Raw genomic sequence first — 25,044 nt, 5'->3', positions numbered from 1 at the left:
GGCGGTTTCGGCCCCGCTTTCGAAGGAGTACGGCGATGAGCGAGGCATGGCAGATCGATGCCGATGTGCTGGTGATCGGCGGTGGACCGGCCGCCTGTTGGGCCGCGATCCACGCCCGCGAGGCCGGGGCCGAGGTGGTCCTGGTCGACAAGGGGTACTGCGGCACCAGCGGCGCCACCGCACCCGCGGGGACGGGCGTCTGGTACGTGGCGCCCGATCCGTCGGCCCGCGCGGCGGCCAAGGCCAGTCGCGAGGAGTTGGGCGGCTTCCTCGCCGACCACCGCTGGATGGACCGAGTGCTCGACCAGACCTACGCGAATATGCACCGGCTGGCCGAGGAGGGCCGCTACCCGTTCCCGGTGGACCCGCGCACCGGCAACCCGATTCGCACCGGCGTGCAAGGCCCGGAATACATGCGCCGCATGCGGGCGTGGGTGCAGCGGCTGGGTGTGCGGATCGTCGACCACGCCCCGGCCCTGGAACTGCTGGTCGATCGGGACGGCACGGTCCGCGGCGCGGCCGGCTATCTGCTGCGCGAGCATCGCGACTACCGCGTGCACGCCGGCGCGGTGGTGCTGGCCACCGGCGGCTGCGCCTTCCTCTCGCGCGCGCTCGGCACCAACGTCGACACCGGCGACGGCACCCTCATGGCCGCCGAGGTGGGCGCACGCTTCTCCGGGATGGAATTCTCCAACGCCTACGGCATCGCCGCGAAGGGCTCGACCGTCACCAAGACCGCCTATTACCGCTACGCCACCTTCTTCCACGAGGACGGCAGCATTCTCGAGGGCGCCGGATCGGTGCAGGGACGTTCGGTCATCGCGCGAACCCTGTTGCAGGAGAAGGTGTTCGCGCAACTGGACCGCGCGGACCGAACCACGCAGGAGCAGATGCGGCGTGGACAACCGAACTTCTTCCTGCAATTCGATCGCCGCGGTATCGACCCGTTCACCCAGCGCTTCGAGGTGGATCTGCTGGCCGAGGGCACGGTGCGCGGCACCGGCGGGATCGAGGTGGTCAGCGACGAGTGTGCGACCTCGGTGAGCGGGCTGTACGCCGCGGGCGACGCTGCCACCCGCGAACGCATCTGCGGTGGATTCACCGGCGGCGGCAGCCACAATGCGGCATGGGCGATGTCGTCGGGCAGCTGGGCGGGGCAAGGTGCGGCGCGATTCGCGCGGCGCGGTGGCCGTCCGGACGGTTTGACCCGGGCCGGGCGAACCGGGTTGCGGCCCACCGGATCCGGGCGCATCGGCGCGGACGAGGTGCTCGCCGCGGCCCGCGCCGAACTGTTGCCGGTGGAGAAGAACTATCTGCGCCACGGCGACCGGGTCCGTCCGGCGTTGGCCGCCCTGGACGCGGTGTGGACGGAGGCGGCCGCGGGGTTGCGGGCCACCGGCGCCGACCGCGTGCGGGCGCGCGAGGCCGCCGCGATCACCGCGGTCGGACGGCTGATGTACCGATCGGCATTGGCGCGCACCGAATCTCGCGGTATGAGCAAACGGGCCGACCATCCGGAGCTGGATCCCGCGCAGCACCACCACATCCTCAGCGGCGGGCTCGACGAGGTGTGGACGGTGGCGGCTGCGCTGCGGTTGGCCGATGCCCCCGCGGTCGCGGCGGTGGCCTGATGATCGAACTTGTTCACGCTCCGGCCTGTATCGCGTGCGACAAATGCGTCGACGTCTGCCCGACGAACGTCTTCGACCGCGGTGGTGACGGAATCCCGGTCATCGCACGGCAATCCGATTGCCAGACCTGTTTCATGTGTGAGGCGTACTGCCCGACCGACGCGCTGTACGTGGACCCGCAATCCACACCGCTGCCGCCGCAACAGGCGGTCCCGCGTGAGCACATCGGCGCGTATCGGCGCGAGATCGGCTGGGGGAAGGGGCGCCGGCCGGGCAGTCTGACGGCGGTGGGGCCGGAACTTCCTCCCGGCCCGGCGCCGAAGCCCTCGGGAGCGTGAGCCGGTCGCCTGGCAGCAGCCGAGCTGAAACAATCGGGCTCGCAACACAATTCCCGATTCGCTCGAAATGATCTCGCTGAATGCAACCGGTGGCGACGAGGGCGGCTATCGATACCGTCGGGGGATGGGTAGCAGTGCGCGACGCCGGCCGCTGAAGGTCGTGACCGGGGTCAGTGGTTCGCCGAAAATCTACGACGCCGCGATCGATCCGCGGCGCTCGACGCTCGACGACGCCCTGGGTGTCGCGAAACTCGCCGAGGAACACCGCTTCGACGCCCTGTTCGCGGCGGATCTACTGAGTTTCGGCGCCCAGGGCGCCATCGGGGCGCAGGAACCGCTGATCTTCCTGTCCGCCCTCAGCGCGGTGACCCGGCATGTGGGCCTGATCGCCACGGTCACAACGACTTTCCACCACCCCTACAACCTGGCGCGACTGTTCGGCACGCTCGACCACATCAGCAACGGTCGCGCCGCGTGGAATGCGGTGACCTCCTCTTTGGGCGAGGAGAACTACGGCGCCGGGGACCTGCCGAGCCCGGAGGAACGCTACGCCCGCGCGACCGAAGTCCTCGAAGTCGCGAACGCGCTGTTCGACAGCTGGCAGCCGGGCGCGCTCACGCCGGACGGCCACGGCGGTGCGGTTCTGGATGCCGAGCTGGTACGTCCGATCGACTATGCCGGACGTTATTTCACCGTGCGCGGCCCCCTGAACATTCCGCCGCTGCCGCAGCGACGCCCGGTGCAGTTCCAGGCGGGGCAATCCGAGGGTGGCGTGGAATTGGGCGCCCGGTTCGCCGAGGTGGTGTTCACCTCGCTGGCGACGCTCGACGACGCGCTCACCTACACGAAGAAAATTCGCACGCGCGCAGCGGATCTGGGCCGAGCCGACGGACTGCCGTACATCTTCAGCTCGCTGCACACCACCTACGGCGCCACCGAGGAGGAGGCGCGGCGGCTGGTTCGTGAACGTGCCGAGGCCACCGATTTCGAGGCGGGCCGCCATGCGCTGGCCGATATGCTGGGCGGCGAGATCGACCTGTCCGAATTGCCGCTGGACCGGCCGATCCCGGACTCGCTGCTGCCCGATGTGCACGCGGTGAACCGGCGCCGCGGCCGCGTCGAGATCTTCACCGCGCTGGCTCGTTCCGGAAAAACGTTGCGCGAGTTGATCATCGCCGCCAAGGACACCGGCCACTGGGCCGCCGCCGGCACTCCCGAACAACTCGCCGACGCGATTCAGGAACGCTACGACGCCGACGTCCTGGACGTGATCGGCCTCGGCGGCCTCGACGACCCGCGCAACCGCGACTTCCTGCTCGAGGGCCTGCTACCCGAACTTCGCCGCCGCGGCATCGTCGGCTCCGACTACGTGGGCGAGACGTTCCGCGACAACCTCGAACTTCCTCCGTTGCCGCCGCGGAACTAGTACCGCGCTCTTCAGAATTCGAGGACGATCCGGCCCCGGACACCGCCGGCTTCGAGCAGCTCATGCGCTCGGGCGGCGTGGTCGGCGGGGAAGGTCCGGGCCACGCGCAGGGTGAGTGCGCCTTCGGAGGCGAGGCGGCTCAATTCGCTCAGCGCATGTGGTTCGTCCAGATGGTCGGCGACCATCACGAGGTGGACCGAAATGCCGCGCTCCGGCGTGGCTCCGCCACCCAAGGCTGCGGGCCGGAGGATGACGAACGCACCGCCGTCGCGCACCGCCGCGAGCACCGCATCGCCTTGGAGCGCGGTGTCGATCAGCGCGTCCACACCGTTGGGAGCGTGGGCGCGGATGCGAGAAGCGAGGTCCTCGCCGCGCGGTAGGACGACATCCGCGCCGAAATCGCGGACCAGCTGCTCATCGGCCGGTTTCGCGTCGGCGATCACGGTGTAGCCGCGCGTCTTGGCCAGCTGGATCACGTAACCGCCGACCGCACCGGCCGCCCCTGTCACCGCGATGGTGCGCCCGGCGCGCGGGTCGAGCGCGTCCAGGGCGAACCAGGCGGTGAGGCCGTTCATCGGAAGCGTTGCGGCGGAGACGAAGTCGCTTCCCTCGGGCAGGCGCGCCACCTGGCCCGCGGGTACCACGATCTTCTCCGCATAGGCACCGCCCCCGGCGAGTACCGGTAGCGTGATCGCGACGACCCGGTCGCCACTGTGCCAGCCGGTCTCGGGAGCGGCCTCGTCGACGATTCCCGCGGCGTCCCAGCCGGGGACGTACGGCGGCGTCACCTCCCGGTAGCGATCGTGTGCCATCCCGGAGCGGGTCACGGTGTCGGAGGGGTTCACGGCCGCGGCCGCCACCCGGATCCGCACCTCGCCGGGACCGGCGTGCGGTTCGGGCACCTCGACCGGTTTCAGTACTTCCGGACCACCCGGCTCCTCGAATCCGATCGCCAGCATTGCACCTCCCGAGTTCGCATTCTGCTATCTCTCGGGGCAACCGCCGTCTGCCGGAGATTTGTTCCGAGGGTTCGGAAGATAAAGGTGCGCGTAGTGCCGCAGCCGGTCTCGGGAGCCTCCGGTCGACTCAGCCGTTCACAGCGGTTCTCGCGCGAACGAGATGCGGGCCCGGGAGCGCCGGTCCGTCGGCGGGGAGGTCGGCATAGGACCGCACCAGCGCGATCCCCGAGTGGTCCTCGATGTCGGTGAATCCGGCCGACTCCAGTTCGCTCCGCATCTGCTCTTCGGTGAAGAAGCTCACCCATGGTTCTCCCACGGCCGCAACGCGTTTCCCGCGAGCCTGCTGGCCCGCGTCGGGTGGGTAGGAGTAGTCGAACACCAGGTCCGCACCGCCACCCTGGCCGGCGATGTAGCGCAGCGTCTCGGCGATGGCGTCGTGTTCGAGGTAGACCACCACGCCGAGCCAGACGTAGACCGCGCTGCGGGCACGATCCAGTCCCGCCTGTGCCAGCGCGTCGGCGAGATTGTCGCGGTGGAAGTCCACCGGGGCGAAGGTCATCGAGTGGGGCACCTCGATTCCCGCTTCGGACAGACGGTTTCGCTTCCACGCCTGCGTGTCGGGGTGGTCGACCTCGAAGAACCGCACATCCGGGTGGGGATTGCGGTAGGCGGCGGTGTCCATACCCGCGCCGAGCACGACCACCTGGCGGGTTCCGCCGGCGACCGCCTCCGCGACGGTGTCGTCGGCGAAGCGACTGCGGGTGGCGAGGAACAGCCGGCGGCGCCGGGCCAGTTCGGGATCCACTCCCTTGTCGAAGGGATTGTCGCGAGCCGCTTCCTCGCCGACGATCCGCACCGCCAGCGGATCGGTGAAGATCCGCGGTTCATCGGCGAGTTGGTGATAGGCCCGCGACTGTGCCGTGGCCATCGCGGTTCTGCTGGGTTGCCCGACCTGCATACCGGTCACCGTACGCCCGGGTCGCGGCTTGATCATCGCGAGATCCGTCACGCGCACTTGCCGGAGGTTCGCTGGTTACCCGGTATGAAACTGGAACGCGTTATAGATTGGGGGCAGTCGAGAGTCTGGAGGAACGATGTCCGCGAACGCGTCGGCGGCGGAACTGCTCGCCACGGTGGAACGATCCCCGCAGGCGGTCGCGGTGCACGATCGTGTGGCCTGGGTGGATCTGTTCGCACCCGATGGCCGGGTCGAGGATCCGGTCGGCTCGCGCCCGCACATCGGCCGAGCGGCGATCGAACGCTTCTACGACACCTTCATCGGCCCCAACGACATCGTCTTTCATGTCGACCACGACGTCGTACGCGGTGCCACGGTCTTCCGCGACCTCGTCCTCGACACCACCATGTCCACCGGTGTGACCCTGCACGTGCCGATGCACCTGCGCTACGACCTGACACGCGTCGGCAGCGAATGGAAGATCGCCCGCCTCTACGCGCACTGGGAGCTGCCGGTGATGGTCGGTCAACTGCTCGCCGCCGGTGGGCGCGGGCTTGCCGCGGCCACGAAACTCGCGCCGCAGCTGCTCGGAAACCAAGGCATCGGTGGCGCTGTGGGTTTCAGCCGCGGGTTCCTCCGGGTCGGCGCGGCGGGCAAACGCGCCGCCACCGGATTGCTGGAAGCGGCCGGTCGCGGTGACGTCGCCGGTGTGCGCGCGGTACTCAGCTCAGGCGCGGTGGTGGAATGGCCGGCCGGTTCCGATGTGGGCCATGCCGAATTCGTCAAGCGGGTGCGCGGACTCGAGGTCGGCAAGACCATCGCTGCTGGCCGATTCGTGACCGTCAGTGTGCGCACCCCGACCGGACGAGGGATCGCGGAACTGGAGGTCGACGGCCGGCGGGTGGTCGCACTGCGCGGCTTCGTCGCCGAGGACTGAACCCGCTTGGCGATGAGGTCGCGGTTCCCCGAGCTCAGCCGTGGTTCGCCATCCGGGCATGGACATGCATGTCGTGGCGCCCGTCCGGATGCGGCGCCGCCGAAACCAGCGTGCCCTCGTACCGAAAGCCGGTCTTTTCCGCGACCCGGCACGACGCCGTATTCGCCGACGAATGGCGCAGGAACACTCGCAGGAATCCGATGTCGAAGGCCCAGTGCGTCAACGCGGTCACCGCAGCCGGGACGTACCCGTGTCCACGCTGCCCCGGCACGGCCCAGTAGGCGAGTTCGCCCTCCCCGTAGGCGAGGTCGAGATGCCGGAAACCGGCTCTGCCGACGACGCGCCGACCGGAGGTGATCGCCCAGTGGGCGCCGGTCTCCTGTCTCCACGCGCTCTGCCACCGGTCGATCATTTCCCGGGCTTCGTCGAGATCCGTGAGTGTTCGGCAGTGCCATTGCTGAATATCACGGTCCGCGTACACGGCCAGGAGCAATTCCGCATCGTTCGCATCCCACGGCCGCAGCCGGAGCTCGCCGCCCACCGCGACTTCGGGTTGCTCGTCCCGCGACAGCATCCCCGCTGTGATGACATCGGAAGTGAGATAAGGCATTTCCCCCGCTCCGCTCGCCGTGGCGCGTCCGCTCACAAATTCCATCACACCCGTGCGCGCGTGGTCGACCGATAGCCTCGTGGTGTACGTGCCGGCTCAGTTCATCGCAAAGCCTTCGGTGGAGAAGGTGAACCCCTTTCCGGAGGCATCGTCTCGGCATGACACGCCGGAGTCTCGGGCGGTGCAGGTGAAGCCGTCGGCCGACAGGGATGTGTTGTACGGCAACACTTTTGCCTCGTTCGGCGTCTGCCGGAACACCGCTTGCCCCAGTACCGCGAAACGCGGTTGGCTGCCCCGCTCGATCATGATCGTGTCGGGCGGGACCTGTTTGTGGGAGTAGTGGCTCTCCACCGTCGGAGCGCCTTTCACGCCGATCCCCGCGCCGGTGTTCGTCGCGGGCTGGCATCCGGCCATATGTGGGTCACCGCCGACGACGATCGCGCAATGCCAACTCCCGGCCGGAGTGGTGAAGTAGTAACCGTCGATCCCGCCGGAGTTGGCTGCGTACGACCGGGCATCGGCTACTGCCACGCCGGGCATCGCCACATTCGACAACGCAGCGGATGTGCCTGCGGGCGAGGCTGTCCCGACACTCCGCACATCACCGACCGCCTCGTTGTCGCCGACTGCCTCGCCGGCCGAACCACCGCACCCGACAACGCCCATCGTCAGCAAGCAGATCGACATCGTGACGAACGGTGAAACAACTGCACGCCTGTTCATCGCACGCTTTCCGAAACCTTTTCGGTCTCATCAGGTTCGAGTGGTCGGCCGACTTGCCGCAGATCGGCTACCGATTATCGCGGGGCTGGACGGCGTCCACAATAAGCTGTTCGACCGACAGCCACGCAGGTCTTCGGATAGTTCGGTTCGCCGTGCGGAGTGTCGGACGGCGCGCCGGTAAAGCCTGGCGGGCTACGCCTCTGCCGCGAAACACTTACGGAAAACGATTCGCGATGGCCGTTGCGATCTCGTTCGGCGCTTGCTCCTGGATGAAGTGCCGAGCGCGGGGCAGTTCGACCGTTTCGACATCGGTGAAGGCGCCGCGCATGCGCGGAATGCACGTTTTCGGCCGGAAGACGGGGTCGCGCATCCCCCACACCAACAGCGCCGGCTTGTCCCCGAGGCGCGTGGGAACATCTCGGGAAAGCTGCTCCAGCAGTGGAGTCGCGGCACGAATTTCTCTGGGCATCACCGCAAGTCCGCAACGCGCGGCCGCGGTGGGTTGTACCGCGCGATAATGCTCGGCTTCTGCCGCGGTGAGCGTGCGCCCCAATTCCGAGAGCAGCACGCGCTCGATGAGAAAGTTCTGCTCGAGTATTCGGCGCTGCATCGGACGGCTGCTCATGATCGCACTGAATGCCTTGTTGGCCATTGCTTCGATCGGCCAGAACACCGTGTTACCCAACACGATTCCCCGCACCCGATCCGCCCGCGCGACCGCCGCGCCCAACCCGATGGGCCCGCCCCAATCCTGTCCCATGACGATGAACTCGTCGAGCCGAAGATGATCGATCAACTCGCCGAGCACCGCGGTGACTTCGGCGACTGTATATCCGAAATGGGAAGGTCGCTCGGACAATCCGAACCCCGGATAATCCACCGCGACACACCGATATCGATCCCGCAGTTCGGTGACGATGTGACGATAGAGAAAACTCCACGTCGGAGACCCGTGGCAGAACAGGATCGTCGGCCCGGACCCCTCGTCGATGTAGTGCATGCGCCCGGCCGCCGAGTCGAACCAGCGCGACTCGAACGGATACAGACTCTTGTCCGGAACGAAATCGATCATCATGGTGCCCTCCCTCCGGCCCAGGCTATCCCCGCAACCCGCCCGGTGCGCTCTGCGACCCGAATCACCAAGGTCACCAGACCTGGAAACTCGGGGCTGTTTCGCACTCCGAGGGCTTCTTACGCTTCGAAGTGGGGGCCGAAGTCAGCCCTGACACTCATCGATACGGAGAAGTCTCATGAGCAAGCGATTCGCCGTCACCGTAGTGACCGCTGCCGCCCTGGCACTGCCGCTCGCGGCCACCGCACCCTCGGCATCCGCCGACACGACCGGCACCGGTTCGGCCTCGGGCTCGGCGAATGCGCTGAGCAATCTGCTCTGTGAATTCCGGGACTACCTCGGAATGGGCGGATGTATCTACCACGTGCCGTGAAACCGCCCCGCCCGCAGAGAAACCGAATTCGGCCAGTTCCTGACGCATCGCGTCGGCGACCGCCTCCACCGCATGTTGCGAGGCGGCGTAAGCGTCGTACCACCGACTGGGTCGGGGAGCGGTCGCCGATGGTCCGGAAGGCCTATGAGCTCAGCCCGGAGCCCCCCGCGTCATAGCGTCGAACAATTTCCGTCTCCGGCTTGACCTTGACCCAGGGGCAAGGTTCGACGATGGTCCGCATGAACGACAACGCATTGCACGCCATCGCCGACCGGATCCGCTCGCAGGTGGACTCCTGCTGTGAATCGGACCAGGTCCCCGGCTACGTCGCCGGTATCCATCACGCGGGCGAACAGATTCTCGTCTCGCACGGCACCGCGAACCTCGCCACCGGCGCCCCGATGCGCGAGGACACCGGGTTCCTCTTCGGTTCCGTCACCAAGGTGCTCACCACCACGCTCGTCCTGCAACAGGTCGAACGCGGACTGCTGAAACTCGATGCGCCGGTGGTGGAATACCTGCCCGAATTCGCGCTCGCGGAACCGGGCGCCGCGGACAAAATCCTGGTCCGGCACCTGATCTCCCACACCAACGGTATCGACGCGGACCTGTTCTTCCCCGACGCCGAGGGGCGCGACGCGCTGACACACTACGTCGAGGGCCTCGCGCAGTGCGGCACCCTGTTCGCACCCGGCGAGCAGCTCAGCTACTCCAACGGCGGCATGATCGTGGCGGGCCGGCTGCTCGAGGTGGTCACCAGGACGTCCTACCCGGACCTGCTGCAACGGGAGTTGTTCGACCCGGTGGGCATGACGACGTCGAGTACCTCTGCGCGACAAGCGATTCTGCGCAGTACGGCGGTCGGCCACTTCATCGATCCCGACACCGGGAGTGTCGCGCCGACCGGCATGTTCATGCTCCCCGACACCTGGGGACCGGCAGGCGGCACCCCGATCGGCACGGTCGCCGACCTGCTGGCGTTCGGACGCACCCACCTCGCCGGTGGCGTCGCGCCGACCGGTGTGCGGGTGCTGTCCGCGGAATCGACGGCGACGATGCGACGAGTCGCCCACGATATGCGCACTCCGAACGTCCCGCCGATGGGACTCGGCTGGGTGCGGTATCCGTTCGGTGACACCACGGTGCTGGCGATGTCGGGCGCGTCACCGGGCGGGGTGTCCATTCTGTGTGTGGTCCCCGAACACGATCTGGTCTTCACCGCCTTCGGCAACATGTCCGGAGCGATCGTGCTGCACGACCGGCTGCTGCGGTGGCTGTTGACCGAATATCTGGGCATCGAAATCCCCACGCTCGTCGATGAATTCGATGCGGAGTTCGACCTCACCCCGTACGCCGGCACCTACCGATCGGGTCAGCTCCGCGTCGATGTCGGCGTCGTCGACGGGCAGCTCGAGGAGCGCGTGACCTACGAACCCGACGACGCGACGCAGGAACGCATCTTCACCGCATTCGCCGGGGGTGCGACCTCGGCACCGCCGCAACGCTATGTTCCGGTCCGGCCCGGTCTGTTCGCGCCCGTGGGCTATCCGCCGGAAATCTTCGACGGGTATCTGCGATTGCTGCTGGTCTCCTATCACGACATTCGCGACGGCCGTGCCCGTTTCCGCAATGCCGGCGGCCGCCTGACCCGGCGTTCCTGACCGCCTCGGCGCGCGGAAGGATGTCGGTATGCTCACGATCGGACAGCTCGCGGACTATGCGAGCGTGACCGTCAAGGCCGTGCGCCACTATCACCAACGCGGTCTGCTCGCCGAACCCGACCGCGACGCCTCGGGTTATCGCCGCTACACCGCGCAGCACGCGATCGACCTGGTCAAGATCAGGACACTGGCGCACGCCGGGGTGCCGCTGGCCCGCGTCAAGGATCTGCTCGACGCCGACCCGGGCGCCCTTTCGGCGGCCCTCACCGAGATCGACCACGACCTCGAACAACGTATCGAGCAGTTGCGGCGCACCCGGGAACAACTCACGCAGCTGCGTGGCGGCGACCGCCTCTACGTGTCCGCGGACGTCGCCGATCATCTCGACGAGCTGCGCGAACTCGGCGTCAGCGAACGGCAGATCCAGCTGGAACGGGACGGTTGGATCCTCATGCAGACCGCCTCACCCGCAGCGGCCGCCGCGTGGATCGCCGAAAAGCGCGAATTACTCACCGATCCCGAATTCCGCGCCATCTATCTCGACTACGACGCCGTCTACGATTGCTCCCCGGCGGATCCTCGGCTACCCGAGTTGGCGGCGCGGACGCGAGAGTGGTTCGGGCGCAGAGACAATGGAGCGAGCGACGTGCCGGATCACGATGCGACCATCGCCCGCCTGGCGGTCCAGTCGCAGCCCGGCGCGTCATCCCCGGCGTGGGACCGGCTCGCCGAGCTGATGCGGGAGCCGAGCGAGGAGCAGTAACGCTCGCCGCCGAGCAGCTACCTGCACGCAACAAGCTACCTCGCTGACGGTTTCGTCAAAAACATTGAAGTACAACGGTTTCCGCTAGGGTGTCCGCCGTGCCCATACAACGAATGGCAGGCAATCTCGCAGGACATCGGACAGGACACGCAACATCTCACGCGGGGGACGCATGCTGAACGACGCAAACGCGGTGCACCACAGCGGCCGGACATCCGGTCACGGTTCTCCGGCGCGCTCCGCGGAACCGCAGATCCGGCTCGATTCCACCGACTTCGCGGCGGACCCGCACCGCGCCTACGAATCCATGCGCCGCCGCGGGCCGCTGGTACCGATCGAACTGGCGCCCGGCGTGCCGGCCACTCTGGTGATCGGATATCAAGCGGCACTGCAGATTTTGAACGACGAGGCTCGCTTTCCCGCCGATCCGCGCCGATGGGAGAAGAACGCTCCGCCGGACTGCCCGGTGACGCCGATGCTCGGCTATCGGCAGAACGCCCTGCGCACCGCGGGTGCCGAACATGCCCGTTACCGGCGCACGATCACCGACGCGCTGGACACCGTCAACCTGCACAAGGTCCACGGCGCGGTCGCACGCGCCGCCGACGCTCTCGTCAACTCCTTCTGCGAGCGCGGCACCGCCGATCTCCGGATGGATTACGCCTTCCCACTGACCTTTCGGGTTCTCAGTGAGCTGATGGGCTTTCCCGAAGACGCCGCATCGGCGGCCTATCAGGGGATGGCCGCGATGCTGGACGGGGTCGGCGCTGAAGAAGGTCAGCAGCGGTTCATCGAGGCGCTGCTCGCGGTGGTCGAGCAGAAGCGCGAACGCCCCGGTGATGACCTGACCTCGCGACTGCTGACCCACCCCGAGGGCCTGGACCCCATGGAGATGGTGAACCAGGCCGCGTTGCTGTTCTCGGCGGGCACGGAGCCGACCTGCAACCTGATCCTGAACACCCTGCTGCTGTTGATGGCCGACGAAGAGTACGGCGGCAACGTGCTCAGCGGCGCCATGGATACCCGCGATGCCATCGACGAGGTCCTGTTCGCGGATCCGCCGCTGGCCAATTTCTGCATGACGTATCCGAGACAGCCGCAACTCATCGGCGACGTGTGGTTGCCGGCCGATCAGCCGGTGGTCGTCAGCTTGGCGGCGTGCAACACCGACCCGCATATCGTCGGCGGCGACCGCCGGGGAAACCGGTCCCATCTGGCGTGGGGAGTCGGCCCGCACTCGTGCCCGGCGCAGCCCCTCGCGCAAACGATCGCACGGCAGGCCATCGATCTGCTGCTCGATGCGCTTCCGGATATTCGCCCGGAAGTTCCTGCGCAGCAACTAAGTTGGAGAACCGGGCAGTTTCACCGCGCCTTGGCAGCCCTGCCGGTGGTGTTTCCCGCATGCCCGCCGATGCGTCTCACCTGATGGAGGGTCACCGATGACAGATACGCAGCCGCTGGTGCTGGATCCCAGCGCCGCCGACATCCAGGGCGAGCTGGCTCGCATCCGCGCTCGCGGCCCGGTGACCGAGGTGGTGCTTCCCGGCGGCGTGCCGGCCTGGTCGGTTACCGACGCCGCCATCCTCAGGCAACTGCTCACCGATCCGCGCGTCTCCAAGGACGCACATCAGCACTGGCCGCGGTTCATCGACGGTGAGATCGGGCCCGAGTGGGTGATGTTTCCGTGGGTGGCGGCGCGAAATATGCTCACCACCTACGGCGAGCAGCATCAGCGGCTGCGCAAACTCGTGGCGCCGGCGTTCACGAACAAACGCACCCAGGCACTTCGGCCGCGGATCGATGCGTTCGTCACCGAACTGCTCGACGAGTTGTCCGCTGTCTCCGACGGCGAAATCGTCGATCTGCGTGCGGGTTTCGCCACCGAGTTGCCGATTCGCGTCATCGGCGAACTGATGGGTGTTCCGGCCGGGATGGATGAACAACTGCGCATCCACGCGGACGGAATTCTCGATACCAGCCTCGACCCTGCCGAAGTCGGTGCGCATTTCGGAGCGCTGTTCGTCCTCATGGAAGAACTGCTGCGGCACAAGCGGGAGAATCCCGGCGACGACCTCACGACCGTGTTGATGAACGCCCACGACGACGCGGACGGATCGCGGTTGGACGAACAGGAGCTGCGTGACACACTGCTGCTGATCATTACGGCCGGTCACGAAACCACCGCGAATCTGTTGGACCACAGCATCATCGGTCTCCTTACCCATCCCGAACAACGGAAGGCGGCCATCGCGGAACAAACGCCGTGGTCCGAGGTGATCGAAGAAGGACTGCGTTGGAATGCGCCGCTGGCGCATATGCCGATGCGTTTCGCGGTGGAGGACATCGACATCGCCGGTAATTCCGACTTCCCGGGAGTGCGGCTCAACCGCGGTGACGTGATCATCGCGTCGTTGGCGGGTGCGGGGCGGGATCGAAAAGTGCACGGCGACAATGCCGATATGTTCGATGCCGGGCGGCGGTCGAAGGAACACCTCGCGTTCGGGTACGGGGTACATCATTGTCTGGGGGCGCCGCTGGCGCGATTGGAGGCGGCGATAGCGCTTCCGGCTCTGTTCGCGCGGTTTCCCGATATGGAGCTGGCGGTGGAACCCGATGAGCTGAAACCAATTCCGAGCATTGTCACCAATGGGCATCGCGAAATTCCCGTTTACCGGACGGCACGCGAATCCTGACCCCAACCGAGCGAAGGATGGCCTCGCCCTGCGCGGACTCCCGCTGCCGCAGGGTCTCCGCAGACCCGCCGATACGCGCACGGCGTGTGATCACTGACCTACGGTGAGCTCGACACCCGATCCTCCCGACGACATCACCAACGGGTGGAACCGGTGCGGTGCGTTTGCGGCCCGGTGCGCTCACCGAACCGATCTGCGCGGAGTCGAAAGTGGCCAGCCGGAGTCCCGCAGCACGCTTCGCGAACTGACGTAAGCCTGCCGGGCAGTGACGTACGGATCCTGTGCGTCCAGTTCGTCGGATACGACTTCGACCGCGATCGGTGCCCGGACGCCGTGGCGCGCGAGTCGGCGCAGCATCGGAATCAGCTCGGCCGCACCGTGACCGGGCAGCCAGCGACAATGCAGCGCCTCGCGGCGAAGGTCGGACAACGGTTCGGGCAGGGTGTCGCACAATTGGATCGCCGCCACCCGCTCCGCCGGAATGGCCCGAAGTGCGGAATCCGGTTCGTCTGCGGTGTGGGCGCGCTCCCAGTGCCAGGCATCGATGAGGAGTCCGGCGTTGTCCGCGCCGGATGCCTCGATCACCTTCCAGGCGCAGGTAGCGGAATCGATCGCGGCGTACGGCATGTACTCGAGGGCGACGCAGGCTCTCGCATCGGCGGCGCGGCGGCACAATGCGCGCAACCCGCGTGCCAGGGTGTCCAACGGGAAATGCTGCGACATGGTCGTGTGGATTCGGCTGGCGCCCAGTTCGGCCGCCATTCGCACCACGGTGCGGTCGGATTCGAGTTCGTCCTCGGAATATGCGGCCGGATCCGCCCAGTGGGCGGCCAACTCGACTTCGTTCACTTCGAGACCGTGCTCCGCGATCACAGCGGCGATATCCGCGGGGGAGAGCTGGTCCTCCAATGCCGCACGGTAGTGCTCGATAGAAAGCCCGATGCCGGTGAAGCCGGCCGCCGCGGCCGCCGCACAACGAGTACGCAGATCCGCGTTTCGCAGCGTGAGATCGCTGAGCGTCAGCGAGTAGTCGCCACGCGTGCCGAGCGTACGAACTGTCTCGCGGTCGCCGGTTGCGCCGATGTCCACACTGGCGGTCTACCCTGCCACCCGCGACGAAACCCTCGTCGAGATTGCGTGGCACTCGTGGCCGACGTCGGTTTCCTCGTCGGATTCTCACGGCTTGCTGCTCGGCGTGGGGTCGGCCCTCCTGCGAGTCGGTCCCAACCCTCGGCCACTGCTGGTCGGCTGAGACGCAACGAAGACATGAACTCGGTCGGCGGCAGGGTCTCGGCAGGTTGGGAGCGAGATGGTGAGGGGGCCGGGTCGGTTAGGGCGAGACGGTGAGGGCCCGGTTGGTTGGGACGAGACGGTGACGGCACTCTGGTCGGGACTGCTGCGGAACTCCTCGATCACGACGAACCGCCGGAGCCTGCTCCTGTCGGCGGCAGTAACTACGTTTTACCGGCGACCGGTGTTCGGAACGCGCGCCGATACGCGCCCGGCGTGGTGCCGACGTGGTCGTGAAAGCGGCGACGCAGATTGACCGCCGAGCCCAGACCCACCCGGACCGCGATGGCATCGACCGGTAAGTCCGTGTTTTCCAACAGAACTCGCGCCCGCGCCACCCGACGCTCCAGCAACCACCCACCCGGACTGGTGCCGACCTGATCGGCGAACCGGCGCGCCAGCGTTCGTGGCGAGACGTTGAGCTGCGCGGCCATATCGGCCACCGACAGCGATGTCTCGAGCCGCGCCTCGGCCCACTCCAGCAAACCGTCGAATCCGTCCTCGACCGGCGAGGGCGGCGCGTACTGAACCTGACCGCCGTCCCGATGCGGCGGCATGACCATGTGCCGCGCGATGAGTGCGGCATGCGCGACCCCGTGATCCGCGCGAACCAGGTGCAGGCACAGATCGATTCCCGCACCCGCTCCCGCACTCGTGGCCACATCGCCGTGGTCGACATACAGCCGATCCGGTTCCACCCGAACCTGCGGAAACTCCCGCGCCAATTGCCCGGCCCGCGCCCAATGCGTCGTCGCCGAACGCCCGTCCAACAGCCCGGTCCGCGCCAACGCGAACACTCCCGAACAGATGGTGACCAGCCGCGCCCCACGGCCGTGCGCCCGGACCAGCGCCTGCCGCACCGGTCCCGACAGCGGCGTCTCCACCGGCAGCCACCCCGGAATGATCACGGTGTTCGCCGAGTCCAGCGCCGACAACCCTCGCGTCACCGATATCGCATAACCCGCAGTCGTCGGCACCGCCCCCGGCGCTTCCGTACATACCTCGAACTCGTAGTGCTGCGGCACGCCGTCCCGCTGGGTACCGAAAACCTCGACAGCGCAACCGAGTTCGAACGTCGACTGCACCGGCCGCACCAACGCCACCACACGATGCATGGCAAGAATGTACCCCTCGACGTCATCTCAGACACTGTCCGGGCTTCGCCGCATCCGGCACCGTGACAGATATGAACCCCGAGATCCTCGCCCAGCCCGGCTACACCTGGACCACCGTCGCCGACGCTCCGAGCCGCGAACTCTTCCCCGGCATCCGCCTACGCCAACTGTGGAAGGGCGACAACCGCGCCCACGCCCACGTCCTGGAAATGGACCCCGGGACGTCGTGGCCCCGCCGCGACGTGCACGAACCCGGGCCCGAGGAGGTCTACGTCCTGACCGGCACCTTCAACGACGGCGCGCGGGATTACTCGGCGGGCACGTTCATTCATGCTCCGGCGGAAAGCTGGCATGTGCCAGGAAGCGAGACGGGGTGCACGCTGTTCCTCTTCTATCCCGAGGGGTAGATCGCAGGCGGTAGCCGCGGCTCGGTTAGTGGGGTGCAGCCAACGCTCCATACCGGATACTGATGCCTATGACGGGCGGGACGGTGGTCGGTCTCTCAGCCGATCTGATGATTGTTTGGCGTGCGCTACATCGGCGCTTCGGATCCGGCACCACGGTGACGTCGGTTCGAGTCGGCCCTTTGAGCGAGGCTGAGCGCGAAGCGTTGGCAGACCTGCTGGGCATGGCAGTTCTGCCGCCCGAGGTGTGCAGCATTCGTGTCGATCAGCTGGACTCCGCATTGACAGAGTCCGTGGGGATGACGGCTCATCAGGTTGTGGAACAGCTCGTCGGACCGATCGAGAATCGGTCGGCCGCTCGTGCAGAGCAGGCGGGTCGGCGGTGGGAGTTGTGGAATTGGCTGGATACTCATCCCGTCGTTCGCTCACAACCGGCGCTGGGGGAGTGGGCCCACGCCATGCGTCGTGCCGGCATCGTCGGGGGATCGGTGGACACAACGCGGGATCTGTTGGCCGAGGCCCTGGCAGTGCTGCACGCTATACCCGCACCAGGGACGCCGCTCCCGGTTTTCGCGGAGCAGACGCTGCGTGACCCACATGCCTTGGACAACGGAACTCGGTTGCAGGCGATCGTTTTTCGTGCGCTGGCAGCAATCCACGACTGTGATGTGCCCCGGGATGCCGCGGGGGTGCGCAGTTTCTGGGAGACGGCAGGCGTGGCCGACGACGAACTCTCGTCCACCGTTCTCGCCGCGGGACTACGTGTGGCCGGAGCCGGATCGGTGCTCGAAGCGATGCTCGCCGTCTGCGCAGCCGCAGGCTCGGCTGCCTCGCTGACGCTGCAGCAGGTGCGCACTGCACAGCAACTCGATGCGGTGCCGGAAGTGGTTCGGGTGGTGGAGAATCCGAGCGTGCTCGCGAGCGCGTTGCGGCGCTTCGGACCCTCCTGTCCGCCGATCGTGTGCACCGCAGGCTGGCCGTCCAGCGCAGGTATTCGGCTCCTGGATCTCCTGTCCACTGCGGGTGCCCGGCTCGAATATCACGGCGATTTCGACGGTGAGGGTTTGCGGATTGCGGCACACGTCATCGCGCGGACCGGTGCGCATCCTTGGCGCATGGGTAGCTCGGACTACCTGCCGGCGGTCGGTCCGGGCGGGCCCCCGGTGGGCCGGGTATCGGAGGCTCCCTGGGATAGCGATCTGGCCTCCCATATGCGGCGAACCGGGGTTTCGGTGCCGGAGGAACGAGTCGTGGGGATACTCCTGGACGATCTGGCGCTGTAGTTGTCGGTGCACGGCGTTACCGTGGCTGCTGATCGAGGGGAGGCGCTGCATGGATCCGATTCGAGTCCCACCGGAGATGTTCCGGTTCACCGGTGCAGAGCGTTCGGGACTGTATACGGCGGTGCTGCATGCGTTCGGTGAGGCGAACGAACATCTCGAGACGGCGCTGAGCCTGGATAATCTGCGTTCCCGGTTGCCTTCGGTTGGCCGGCTCGAACCCGTCGCCGACGACGAACTGGCCGAGGTACTCGACCAGTTGCGGGCGTGGAATCTCGTGGATGTAATCCAGAATCACTCGGAGAACTACCGCACCGCAATTGATTACGAACGCCGCAATCTGCTGTATTCACTGACCAAGATGGGGGAGGCGGCCTTCGCCGGAGTTGTGCACGCCTTGACCGTCCTTGCCTCGAGCGGCGCCTTGCAGACCGCGGTGCTGGACGCGATCGCCGATCGCCTGGCCGACCTGATCCGCGTGTCGGAGTCCGGCACCGACCGGCAGGTCTATGTGGTGCTGGCCGAGCTGGAGGGGCACTTGGAGGCATTGCGTTCGGGGACAAAACAATTCAACGGCGAGTTGCAACGCCTGCTGCGTGCGGACGGCGTGGATCTCGTGGTGTTCCACGAAGTCAAGGCCGCCACAGTTGCATATCTGCAGGAGTTTCTCGACGATCTCGATATCCGTGCGCACACCATCGCGATGCGGATTCGGCAGCTGGAGGATTTCGGTGTCGCCCGGCTGCAGCAGCGGGCGTTGGCCGGTGCCGATCTGCCCGCGTTCAGTGGAACCGATCCCCGTCCGGCCTGGCTGGAACAGCGCCGGGCTCGCTGGGCGGGGTTGCGCGCCTGGTTCCTGCCAGCCGACGGCTCCGTGCCACGTGTCGATCAGCTGCGACATGTGGGACGGCGTGCCATCGTCACTCTCTTACAAGTTCTCGACCGCCTCACCGAATCACGCCGCCGATCGAGTAATGCTTCGGCCGACTTCCGTGAGCTCGCTCGCTGGTTCGCGATCATCCCGGCTGGAGACGACCTGAATCGCCTGTGGTCCACGGTCTTCGGCCTCAGTCCGGCGCGGCACGCTCATCTGGCACACCCGGACCCGGAGCTGGTGAGTTACACGGCTTCGTGGATCGAGGCCCCAGGTGTGCCGGTGTCGCCACTTCTGCGCACCGCGGGAAAGACCGAACGGATGGGACGGACGGGCGCCGTTCCTGATGTATCGGCCTTGCGTAAGGAACGAGCGGCCAAAGCGATCGCCGAGCGCGCGGAAATCCAGGCGGCGTGGGACATGCTCGATACCGGCGGCACCGCCCGGCGGCTGTCGGAATTCGAGCAACTCGACCACGCGATGTTCCAGCGACTTCTCGACCTGATCGGACGTGCACTCGGTTCGGCACCGGATGCAGAGGGCGTCCGGTCGGCCCGGGCACACGACGGCCGCATCCAGATCGTGCTGCGGCCCGCCGCGGACGGCGCTGTCGCCGAACTGCGCCTGCCGCACGGTGTCTTCCGTGGCCCGGACTATCTCGTCGGGATTCGTGCGGTCGGAGTCCGGCGATGAGCGACCTCACCAACCAGCTCGCGATCGCCGAAAAGGAAGAGGTAGGGCGCGGCATCCGCTATCTGCTCGCCGAACCGCTGCTCACCGCAAGGTCGGCCCCCGACCGTTTCGACGTCGTCCGCCGGCGCCGGGTACCGATTGCCGCCTGGTTCGACACCTTCTGCGGATGGGGGCTCATCGTGGAGCCGCGGGTGGGATACGCGCGGTTGCGTAAGGTCCGTACAAGTGTCGATCCCACGCGTCCGGCTCGGCGCCATCGTTCTCAGCGGGCGCCGTTCGACCGCCGCCGGTATGTGCTGCTGTGTGTCGTCGCGGCGGAGCTTTGCACAGTTCCGGTGACCACCATCGGCATCCTGGCCGGCAATGTCGCGGCCGCCACCGCGAGCGAACCGCTGATCAGTGGGTTCGACCCGGTCGACCGGGCAGAGCGGCGAGCGTTCGTAGATGTCCTTCGACTTCTGGAGTCGTTCGGCGTGCTGGAAATCGTCGACGGATCATCGGACAGTTTCATCGACTCGACGCAGGCGAAGGTGCTCTACCGGGTCGATACCACATTGTTGCTGCGGCTCCTGGTCACCACGTCGGGTCCCTCGCAGCTGGGCGTTCCGGCCGAGGAGGTCCCGCTGCGGCTGCCCGACGTACTCGGCGAACTGACCCGGGAACGTCGTTACGGCGCTGCCGCCGAACATCGAGGTCGCCATACCGATTCCCCCGCAGTGCCGGATGCGCAGCGCAATCTCTGGTTGCGGCACAGCGTGTTTCGTCAACTGGTCGAGGACCCCGTGCTGTACTTCGACACCCTGACCGACGCCGAACGCGCCTACCTGGCGACCCCGACCGGACGGCAGATGCTCAAACGAGCTGCCGATACCGCCGGCTTCGTTCTGGAGGAGCGGGCCGAAGGGGTGATGTTCGTAGACCCCGAGGCACTGTCCACCGACCAGAAATTCCCGGATGATGCCGCCACCGCCAAGGTCGCCGCCTTGCTGTTGCTGGAAGAGCTGATCGGCCCGACTACGGTCGAGCAACTGCGCCGCCACGCGGCTGAGCTGTTGCAGCGATTCCCCCGTTGGGCACGCACCTACCGCACCGACGACGGTCCCCGTGACCTGGTTACCGACGCGCTGGCGGTGCTCACTCAGTTCCAGCTGGTTCGCATCACCACGGCCGGGCTGGTCGTGCCACTACCCGCTGCGGCGCGCTATTGCGTGCAGCAGCCTCGCCTCGCCGATCCCACTCAGGAGCAGTCATGACCGCTGCCGCTCAGGTGCGCTGGACACCGACTCGCGCCGGAATCCTCAACATCTGGCGCTACTACCGTGAAATTTTCGAATTTCACGAAGGCCGACTGCTGCTACGCGGTGCGAACGGGAGCGGCAAATCCAAGGCGCTGGAGTTGTTGCTGCCCTTCCTGTTCGATGCCAGCTTGCGGGCCAATCGGCTCTCGACCTTCGGCACCAACGAACGCACGATGCACTGGAACATGATGGGGGAGGGCGCCACCGGGGTGACCCGCGTCGGTTACGTATGGCTCGAATTCCGGCAGCAGGACCGCTGGTTCACCTGCGGTGCCAGACTACAGGCCACCAGCCGGACCATCAGCGTGCATCCGGACTTCTTCACCACCAGCCAGCGGATCGGCGAGCCGGGCGAAGAAGGAGTGCTGGTACTAACCGATTCGGAGCGGCCGATCGGCAAATCCGAACTCGATGCCCGGATCGGCGAGTACGGCGATGTCTACGAGAACGCCGCGGAATACCGGAATGCCGTGCGTACCAAGCTGTTCCCGGAACTGTCCGAACAACGGTACGACGCTCTCATCACCGCCTTGCTGCAGTTGCGGATGCCGAAACTGTCCCAGCGCCTCGATCCCGGACTGTTGTCGACACTGTTGTCGAAGGCGCTGCCGCCCTTGGGAACCGACGAACTCGCCGACCTCGCCGAGGGGTTCGAGCGGCTGGATGCGCAGCGGGAGCGGCTGGCACGTCTCGATGAGGAATCGGCCGCGGTGGCGAAGCTCGCGCATCAGCAGCGCACCTACGCACAGCGCGTACTCCGAGCTCATGCCGGGGAGTTGGTTTCGGTGACCTCCGAACTCGACACCCTGTCGGAGCAGGCACGGGAGGCTGCCGGACAACACGGTGCGGCGAAACAACAGCTCATGGACATCGAGCAGAAAGTGATCGAGCTCGAACAGGCCCATGCCCAGTCCGTCTCGCGCCGGGAGGGGCTGATGAAGTCCCACGCTTACCAGGAGGGAGCGAAGCTCGACGATCTGCGCGCGAACGTGGCGAAGGCAAAACGGTGGTATGACGACGCGCAGGGCCGGACCCGTGCCGCCGTCGCAGCGGCGGCGAGCGCGACGCAGCGGTACCGGAAGGCCCAGGAGACCGCCGCATCGTGGCGGGAAGCTGTGGCCCTGGCTGCCACGGAAATTCGGCAAGCAGCTCTGTCCTGCGGAATGAGCGCGACTGTGGACGAGATGGCCGCGAGTTCGGTACGTGCGGAATGCTCCGACCTGCTGCGCAATTCCGTGGCCGCGCGCGAAGACCGGATTCGGCTGGTCGAACGCCATATCGCGGAGCACGAGAAGACGCGGGCACTGAGTGAGGCCGAGGAAAAGCGTGTCGAGCAGGCCCGGGGCAACCTGGTTGCCGCCGATGAGCGGCTGCGCACCGCCGGAGACGAGCGAGACCGGGCGCTGGCAGCGTTGCGGCACGACATCGAGGAGTGGGCGCAGAGCTGCTCGGAACTGCGTGTGTCTGCGGAATCGTTGCTTTCCGTCGCGGATTCGGATACCGGGTTCGCCGACCTGGTCAATGAGGCCGTCACCGACGCGCGCGAGGCGATCGCTACCGCGATCGAAGCCTGTCGCCGGGACAAAGAGGGGGCGGTTGGGGACCGGGAACAACCGGCCGCCGACCGCGAGAAGCTGCTGACCGAACAAGATGTGCCTCCGGTCGTGCCCCGATGGCGAACGGCCGACCGGTCCCTCATGTCGGGCGCACCAATTTGGCAGCTGGTCGATTTCGCACCGGCGGTGGATCCCGCCACGGCCGCGGCGATCGAAGCGGCACTCGAGTCGTCCGGGCTCCTCGATGCCTGGATCGGCCCCCGCGGCGAGATTGCCGGACACGACATCTTCGCCGTCCCCGACGCGGTTGAGGCGGTTATCGGCCGGTCTCTCGCCGACATGCTGATCGTGCACGAGGACGCGGCGGAGGCCGAATCGGTACGAAAGGTGCTGGCAGCCATATCCTTCGGCCAAACGCTCACCGGCGGTCCGACGATGGCGGTCGCGGCCGACGGCAGCTGGCGCATCGGCACTCTGCACGGCAGCTGGGCCAAACCGGCCGTCACCTTTATCGGTGCCGAAGCCAGGAGACGGAATCGCGAGCGCCGCCTCGCCGAACTCGATGCCATGATCGCCGAAATCGACAGGCGTATTGAGGGTTACGAGCTGCAACTGGAGAATCTGTCGAACCGTCGCGGGTCCGTCGATGCCGAGATGCGGGCACAACCGGACCGCAGCGCATTCCGCTCCGCCCGGACGGCCTTCGCGGATGCGGACCGCCGCCGAGATGCTGCGGACCAGGCAGTGCGAGCCACGATCGCCGATTTGGCACGCGCGCAAGCAGCACAGACAACCGCGCTGCAGGACCTGCATATGTGCAGTGCCGAAAGCGGATTGCCGACCGAAATGCCAACCCTGGAGACACTACGCACCGTGCTGAAATCGTTCCAGGGCAAGGCACAGACGTGGCTTGACTATCGCCGCGACCTCGAGCATGCCGAGTCCGACGAGCGAGCTCGTACCGCAGACGCCGACGAGGCGGCCGGTGCGGCACAGCAATCCGCCGAAAGCGAAGAGCGCGCCGCATCCGAACTCCGGGACGCCGAAGAACAATTGCGCGCGGTCGACGACTCCGTCGGCATGGAATACCGCGAGGTGTTGAACGAGATCGACGCATTGCGGCGCGAAATCTCCACCACCGCAGATTCTTTGGAAGCAGAACGTAAGCGGGAGCGCGAATGGACCAGAAATGAAGCCACGCTGGGCACGGAGGCCGATGCCGCCGCGCAGGCTCACCGGGACAAGACCACCGAACGCGACCTCATTGCTCAGCGATTCCGGGAGCTCGCCGGCGGAAACCTGCCTGCAGACGCCGAGATCCCCGAATCCGAAAGTTTCCGGGAACTGCTCACCGGGTCCGGCGGTGTCCGTGCGGCCCTCGACGCCGCCCGCAAGGTGACGGCTGCCTGGCCGACCGTCCCGCACACCGCCAACAATATCGGCGACGCCCTGCGCCGCCTCAGCGAATCCGTGCACGAATGCCGCACCTCACTGAGCGCTCGCGCCGACCTGGACCTCGAATCCGACGGCGACGTCCAGCTTTTCACCGCCGTAGTCGATGGCGTGCGCGTCGGCGCCGCCGGCCTGAAGGACATCCTGCGGCGAGAAGCAGACCAGAGCCGCAACGACATAACCCAGCAGGAACACGAACTGTTCGACAAGACCCTCACCGGAGACACCCGCCGTCATCTCGCGTCGAGAATCCGGCAGGCGAATGCACTCGTCGACGCCATGAACGAGCATCTGTCCCGCGTGCGCACCGCCTCCGACGTCGGCGTGCAACTACGGTGGCAAGTCGGCAAAGACCTGCCACCGGGCACTGCTGCGGCCCGCGAACTGCTCTTGAAGGACCCCGCTCGTCTCAATGATGCCGATCGTGAAGCCCTGCACAGGTTCCTGCGCGACCGCATCGAGGAAGCCAAAGCCGCTGACTCCGCCACCAGCTGGGAACAGCAACTGGCCGAGGTATTCGACTACACCCGATGGCATCAGTTCACCGTCCGCATCGACCGCGGGCGCGGAGAAGGCTTCCAGGAACTCACCAAGAAACTGCACGGCGCCCTCTCCGGCGGCGAGAAGGCCATCGCCCTTCATCTGCCACTGTTCGCAGCGGTCGCCGCGCACTACCACGCCAGCCCCACAGCACCCCGAGTGATTCTGCTGGACGAAGTGTTCGTCGGCGTCGACACCGCCAACCGCGGCCAGATCTTCGCCCTGCTGTCCGCACTGTCACTCGACCTGGTCCTCACCTCCGACCACGAATGGTGCACCTACCCCGAACTGAGCGGAATCGCCATCCACCAGATCGTCACGGGCGATGACAGCGATGCTGTGACGACGGTCCGGTTCACCTGGAATGGGTCGGAGCTGGAAGCAGCGGCGTAGCCGGG

General features: G+C 66.8%; 21 protein-coding genes. 14 read left to right on the top strand and 7 right to left on the bottom strand.

What is annotated here, in order from left to right:
* Positions 1 to 35: 35 nt before the first annotated feature.
* The 3 genes from C8258_RS18490 (at position 36) to C8258_RS18480 (ending at position 3,395) form a co-directional block, all read left to right on the top strand.
* Positions 36 to 1,631: an FAD-dependent oxidoreductase gene (locus C8258_RS18490; RefSeq protein WP_106956252.1), complete on the top strand. Its 1,596-nt coding sequence runs from the start codon at positions 36 to 38 to the stop codon at positions 1,629 to 1,631.
* Positions 1,631 to 1,969, top strand: a complete 339-nt coding sequence (locus tag C8258_RS18485) for a ferredoxin family protein (protein WP_062963090.1) — start codon at positions 1,631 to 1,633, stop codon at positions 1,967 to 1,969. Before C8258_RS18490 ends, C8258_RS18485 begins: the two co-directional genes overlap by 1 nt.
* A 124-nt stretch (positions 1,970 to 2,093) precedes the next feature.
* Positions 2,094 to 3,395: an NtaA/DmoA family FMN-dependent monooxygenase gene (locus C8258_RS18480; protein ID WP_106956310.1), complete on the top strand. Its 1,302-nt coding sequence runs from the start codon at positions 2,094 to 2,096 to the stop codon at positions 3,393 to 3,395.
* An 11-nt stretch (positions 3,396 to 3,406) separates the two neighbouring features.
* On the opposite strand, the gene C8258_RS18475 is transcribed toward C8258_RS18480, so the two are convergent.
* A complete protein-coding gene (locus tag C8258_RS18475) occupies positions 3,407 to 4,354 on the bottom strand; it encodes an NADP-dependent oxidoreductase (RefSeq protein WP_106956251.1) in 948 nt (315 codons plus the stop codon).
* 127 nt (positions 4,355 to 4,481) lie between these two features.
* Positions 4,482 to 5,348 (bottom strand): class I SAM-dependent methyltransferase, encoded by an 867-nt coding sequence (locus tag C8258_RS18470; protein WP_199195753.1) that lies wholly within the window; start codon positions 5,346 to 5,348, stop codon positions 4,482 to 4,484.
* A gap of 100 nt (positions 5,349 to 5,448) precedes the next feature.
* On the opposite strand from C8258_RS18470, the gene C8258_RS18465 reads away from it, so the two are divergent.
* Positions 5,449 to 6,249 carry a nuclear transport factor 2 family protein gene (locus C8258_RS18465; RefSeq protein ID WP_106956250.1) on the top strand — a complete coding sequence of 267 codons (801 nt, stop codon included), beginning with the start codon at positions 5,449 to 5,451 and terminating at the stop codon, positions 6,247 to 6,249.
* Between the two features lie 34 nt (positions 6,250 to 6,283).
* Here the strand turns inward: C8258_RS18465 and C8258_RS18460 are convergent, their stop codons facing one another.
* The 3 genes from C8258_RS18460 to C8258_RS18450 form a co-directional block, all read right to left on the bottom strand.
* Entirely contained in the window at positions 6,284 to 6,859 is a 576-nt protein-coding gene (locus tag C8258_RS18460) for a GNAT family N-acetyltransferase (RefSeq protein WP_106956308.1), read from the bottom strand.
* 96 nt (positions 6,860 to 6,955) lie between these two features.
* Positions 6,956 to 7,399, bottom strand: a complete 444-nt coding sequence (locus C8258_RS18455) for a hypothetical protein (protein WP_146161267.1) — start codon at positions 7,397 to 7,399, stop codon at positions 6,956 to 6,958.
* A 397-nt stretch (positions 7,400 to 7,796) separates the two neighbouring features.
* A complete protein-coding gene (locus tag C8258_RS18450) occupies positions 7,797 to 8,657 on the bottom strand; it encodes a haloalkane dehalogenase (protein WP_106956248.1) in 861 nt (286 codons plus the stop codon).
* A 175-nt stretch (positions 8,658 to 8,832) separates the two neighbouring features.
* On the opposite strand from C8258_RS18450, the gene C8258_RS32305 reads away from it, so the two are divergent.
* The 5 genes from C8258_RS32305 to C8258_RS18425 all read left to right on the top strand — a co-directional run bounded on the left by C8258_RS32305 (position 8,833) and on the right by C8258_RS18425 (position 14,144).
* Entirely contained in the window at positions 8,833 to 9,027 is a 195-nt protein-coding gene (locus C8258_RS32305) for a hypothetical protein (protein ID WP_146161266.1), read from the top strand.
* Between the two features lie 239 nt (positions 9,028 to 9,266).
* Positions 9,267 to 10,688 carry a serine hydrolase gene (locus tag C8258_RS18440; RefSeq protein WP_106956307.1) on the top strand — a complete coding sequence of 474 codons (1,422 nt, stop codon included), beginning with the start codon at positions 9,267 to 9,269 and terminating at the stop codon, positions 10,686 to 10,688.
* Between the two features lie 28 nt (positions 10,689 to 10,716).
* Complete coding sequence (locus C8258_RS18435; protein ID WP_106956246.1) at positions 10,717 to 11,451, top strand: MerR family transcriptional regulator; 735 nt, start codon at positions 10,717 to 10,719, stop codon at positions 11,449 to 11,451.
* Positions 11,452 to 11,623: 172 nt separating this feature from the next.
* Positions 11,624 to 12,877 carry a cytochrome P450 gene (locus C8258_RS18430; protein WP_106956245.1) on the top strand — a complete coding sequence of 418 codons (1,254 nt, stop codon included), beginning with the start codon at positions 11,624 to 11,626 and terminating at the stop codon, positions 12,875 to 12,877.
* A 13-nt stretch (positions 12,878 to 12,890) separates the two neighbouring features.
* On the top strand, positions 12,891 to 14,144 hold the full coding sequence (locus C8258_RS18425; RefSeq protein WP_106956244.1) for a cytochrome P450: 1,254 nt from the start codon (positions 12,891 to 12,893) through the stop codon (positions 14,142 to 14,144).
* A gap of 180 nt (positions 14,145 to 14,324) precedes the next feature.
* Here the strand turns inward: C8258_RS18425 and C8258_RS18420 are convergent, their stop codons facing one another.
* Complete coding sequence (locus tag C8258_RS18420; protein WP_106956243.1) at positions 14,325 to 15,233, bottom strand: sugar phosphate isomerase/epimerase; 909 nt, start codon at positions 15,231 to 15,233, stop codon at positions 14,325 to 14,327.
* A gap of 365 nt (positions 15,234 to 15,598) precedes the next feature.
* Positions 15,599 to 16,549 (bottom strand): GlxA family transcriptional regulator, encoded by a 951-nt coding sequence (locus C8258_RS18415; protein WP_106956242.1) that lies wholly within the window; start codon positions 16,547 to 16,549, stop codon positions 15,599 to 15,601.
* A gap of 71 nt (positions 16,550 to 16,620) precedes the next feature.
* Here C8258_RS18415 and C8258_RS18410 point away from each other — a divergent pair, with 71 nt between their 5' ends.
* The 5 genes from C8258_RS18410 to C8258_RS18390 all read left to right on the top strand — a co-directional run bounded on the left by C8258_RS18410 (position 16,621) and on the right by C8258_RS18390 (position 25,039).
* A complete protein-coding gene (locus C8258_RS18410) occupies positions 16,621 to 16,956 on the top strand; it encodes a cupin domain-containing protein (RefSeq protein WP_106956241.1) in 336 nt (111 codons plus the stop codon).
* 62 nt (positions 16,957 to 17,018) lie between these two features.
* Entirely contained in the window at positions 17,019 to 18,236 is a 1,218-nt protein-coding gene (locus C8258_RS18405; protein WP_369974767.1) for a TIGR02679 family protein, read from the top strand.
* Between the two features lie 49 nt (positions 18,237 to 18,285).
* Positions 18,286 to 19,800, top strand: a complete 1,515-nt coding sequence (locus C8258_RS18400) for a TIGR02677 family protein (protein WP_106956239.1) — start codon at positions 18,286 to 18,288, stop codon at positions 19,798 to 19,800.
* Complete coding sequence (locus C8258_RS18395; RefSeq protein ID WP_106956238.1) at positions 19,797 to 21,053, top strand: TIGR02678 family protein; 1,257 nt, start codon at positions 19,797 to 19,799, stop codon at positions 21,051 to 21,053. The genes C8258_RS18400 and C8258_RS18395 overlap by 4 nt, the downstream gene beginning before the upstream one ends.
* Complete coding sequence (locus C8258_RS18390; protein WP_106956237.1) at positions 21,050 to 25,039, top strand: TIGR02680 family protein; 3,990 nt, start codon at positions 21,050 to 21,052, stop codon at positions 25,037 to 25,039. The genes C8258_RS18395 and C8258_RS18390 overlap by 4 nt, the downstream gene beginning before the upstream one ends.
* Positions 25,040 to 25,044 lie beyond the last annotated feature (5 nt).

Origin of the sequence: Nocardia sp. MDA0666, assembly GCF_003023875.1 — a bacterium.
Lineage (GTDB): Bacteria > Actinomycetota > Actinomycetes > Mycobacteriales > Mycobacteriaceae > Nocardia > Nocardia aobensis.
Note: the sequence above shows the minus strand (reverse complement) of the source record. Positions and strands in the feature narration are given on the sequence as shown.

Coding starts and splice junctions, on each gene's coding strand:
- C8258_RS18490 (WP_106956252.1), top strand. CDS start 36: ATGAGCGAGGCATGGCAGATCGATGCCGATGTGCTGGTGATCGGCGGT.
- C8258_RS18485 (WP_062963090.1), top strand. CDS start 1,631: ATGATCGAACTTGTTCACGCTCCGGCCTGTATCGCGTGCGACAAATGC.
- C8258_RS18480 (WP_106956310.1), top strand. CDS start 2,094: ATGGGTAGCAGTGCGCGACGCCGGCCGCTGAAGGTCGTGACCGGGGTC.
- C8258_RS18475 (WP_106956251.1), bottom strand. CDS start 4,354: ATGCTGGCGATCGGATTCGAGGAGCCGGGTGGTCCGGAAGTACTGAAA.
- C8258_RS18470 (WP_199195753.1), bottom strand. CDS start 5,348: ATGATCAAGCCGCGACCCGGGCGTACGGTGACCGGTATGCAGGTCGGG.
- C8258_RS18465 (WP_106956250.1), top strand. CDS start 5,449: ATGTCCGCGAACGCGTCGGCGGCGGAACTGCTCGCCACGGTGGAACGA.
- C8258_RS18460 (WP_106956308.1), bottom strand. CDS start 6,859: ATGCCTTATCTCACTTCCGATGTCATCACAGCGGGGATGCTGTCGCGG.
- C8258_RS18455 (WP_146161267.1), bottom strand. CDS start 7,399: ATGCCCGGCGTGGCAGTAGCCGATGCCCGGTCGTACGCAGCCAACTCC.
- C8258_RS18450 (WP_106956248.1), bottom strand. CDS start 8,657: ATGATGATCGATTTCGTTCCGGACAAGAGTCTGTATCCGTTCGAGTCG.
- C8258_RS32305 (WP_146161266.1), top strand. CDS start 8,833: ATGAGCAAGCGATTCGCCGTCACCGTAGTGACCGCTGCCGCCCTGGCA.
- C8258_RS18440 (WP_106956307.1), top strand. CDS start 9,267: ATGAACGACAACGCATTGCACGCCATCGCCGACCGGATCCGCTCGCAG.
- C8258_RS18435 (WP_106956246.1), top strand. CDS start 10,717: ATGCTCACGATCGGACAGCTCGCGGACTATGCGAGCGTGACCGTCAAG.
- C8258_RS18430 (WP_106956245.1), top strand. CDS start 11,624: ATGCTGAACGACGCAAACGCGGTGCACCACAGCGGCCGGACATCCGGT.
- C8258_RS18425 (WP_106956244.1), top strand. CDS start 12,891: ATGACAGATACGCAGCCGCTGGTGCTGGATCCCAGCGCCGCCGACATC.
- C8258_RS18415 (WP_106956242.1), bottom strand. CDS start 16,549: ATGCATCGTGTGGTGGCGTTGGTGCGGCCGGTGCAGTCGACGTTCGAA.
- C8258_RS18410 (WP_106956241.1), top strand. CDS start 16,621: ATGAACCCCGAGATCCTCGCCCAGCCCGGCTACACCTGGACCACCGTC.
- C8258_RS18405 (WP_369974767.1), top strand. CDS start 17,019: ATGCCTATGACGGGCGGGACGGTGGTCGGTCTCTCAGCCGATCTGATG.
- C8258_RS18400 (WP_106956239.1), top strand. CDS start 18,286: ATGGATCCGATTCGAGTCCCACCGGAGATGTTCCGGTTCACCGGTGCA.
- C8258_RS18395 (WP_106956238.1), top strand. CDS start 19,797: ATGAGCGACCTCACCAACCAGCTCGCGATCGCCGAAAAGGAAGAGGTA.
- C8258_RS18390 (WP_106956237.1), top strand. CDS start 21,050: ATGACCGCTGCCGCTCAGGTGCGCTGGACACCGACTCGCGCCGGAATC.